Below are 220 nucleotides of genomic sequence, written 5' to 3'. Positions count from 1 at the left end.
CACAAAAAGACTTTACGCTTTTGCTCAATTGTGTCATGAATGCTAACTTTAATGTTCCTTTAGAAGAAATCACTTCTGCCATCCAACTAGCCGAATATTATGGACTAGCAGAAGTGGTGAAAAATTTAGAAGCACAGCTGGTAGAGGGATATAAATCACAGAGATTTGAACCCTTTAACTCTACTGAAAAGAGTTTAATCGAATTAAAAGAGCTTTTAAA

Annotated in this window: 1 pseudogene; it reads left to right on the top strand. The window is 34.5% G+C overall.

Annotated features, from left to right (window positions below):
* A pseudogene (locus tag TY19_RS00170) lies at positions 1–220 on the top strand (hypothetical protein); the annotation flags it as partial.

This window comes from Candidatus Protochlamydia sp. R18 (assembly GCF_000648255.1).
Taxonomy (GTDB): domain Bacteria; phylum Chlamydiota; class Chlamydiia; order Chlamydiales; family Parachlamydiaceae; genus Protochlamydia; species Protochlamydia amoebophila.
This window is presented reverse-complemented; position numbering and strand designations above follow the sequence as displayed.